The sequence below is a fragment of the Mycobacterium intermedium genome (assembly GCF_002086275.1).
GTDB classification, from domain to species: Bacteria; Actinomycetota; Actinomycetes; order Mycobacteriales; family Mycobacteriaceae; genus Mycobacterium; species Mycobacterium intermedium.
In genome coordinates this window covers 1-1,258 of the sequence record NZ_MVHT01000243.1, presented here as the reverse complement: position 1 = coordinate 1,258, position 1,258 = coordinate 1, and the positions used below count along the sequence as shown (strand labels likewise).

1 protein-coding gene is annotated in these 1,258 nt (G+C 66.1%); it reads left to right on the top strand.

Features of this window, described 5'->3' with window-relative positions:
* The coding region (locus BST27_RS30435) for an SDR family oxidoreductase (protein WP_139805497.1) at positions 1-1,038 on the top strand (1,038 nt) is incomplete at its 5' end.
* Positions 1,039-1,258: the final 220 nt, after the last annotated feature.

The window sequence follows — 1,258 nt, the reverse complement described above, 5'->3', positions numbered from 1 at the left end:
ATCATCACCGGTGGTCTGGGCGGTCTGGGCTTGTTCCTGGCCGAGAAGATGGCATCCGCGGGCGCGGGCCGTATCGTACTGAGCTCGCGCTCGGAGCCCGGCCAGAAGGCACTGGAAGCGATCGACTTCATCCGGGCGATCGGCGCGGATGTGGTGGTGGAGCGTGGTGACATCGCCGAGCCGGGTACCGCCGGGCGGCTGGTTGCGGCGGCGACGGCGACGGGTCTGCCGCTGCGCGGCGTGCTGCATGCGGCTGCCGTGGTCGAGGACGCCACCTTGGAAAACATCACCGAGGAGCTCATCGCGAAGGACTGGGCGCCCAAGGTGTACGGGGCCTGGTACTTGCACGAGGCCGTGCAGGGTCTCGAGGCCGACCAGCCGCTGGACTGGTTCTGCCTGTTCTCGTCGGCGGCGGCGCTGGTGGGCTCGCCGGGTCAGGGTGCGTATGCGGCGGCCAACAGCTGGCTGGACGCGTTCACGCACTGGCGGCGCGCTCAGGGCCTGCCGGCGACCTCCGTCGCCTGGGGTGCCTGGGGCGAGATCGGTCGTGCCACGACCTTCGCCGAGAAGGCCGGCGGCGACGCGATCACGCCGGAGGAGGGTGCGTATGCGTTTGAGGCGCTGCTGCGCCACAACCGCGCCTACACCGGGTACGCCCCGGTGCTCGACTCGCCGTGGCTGATGGCGTTCGCTCAGCGCAGCCCCTTCGCGGAGAACTTCCAGAAGATGGGCAAGAGCCGGGCGGGCGCGAGCCAGCTGCTCGCCGAGCTCAACGAGCTGCCCCAGGAAGAATGGCCGGGCCGGCTCCGTAGGCTGCTTTCGGAGCAGATCGGGCTGCTCTTGAGGCGCACTATCGACGCCGACCGTCCGCTCACCGACTACGGCCTGGATTCGTTGGCCAACCACGAGTTACGCGCCCGCATCCAGGCCGAGACCGGGATTCGTATCAGCACCGCCGACATCACCACCATCCGGGGTATGGCGGACTGCCTTTACGAAAAATTGGCCGCAAAGGGCGACATCACCGCCGCTTCGTGACCTAGGTCACGATCAAACGAAGTGTGACGAAGGTCTTTTCGACCAATTGACCTCAAAAGGCAACATTGCGGTGCCCTGGTGAGGTAGGAATAGCACTTAAGTACCGACTGCACTGCACTGCAGACGGCCGGAATTGAGGAGAAGCCGTGATCATAGGTGGGGGCTCAGCAGGTACCAGTATTGGTGTGGGAATAGTTCACGAGTGGGAGCCGGGTTCGGG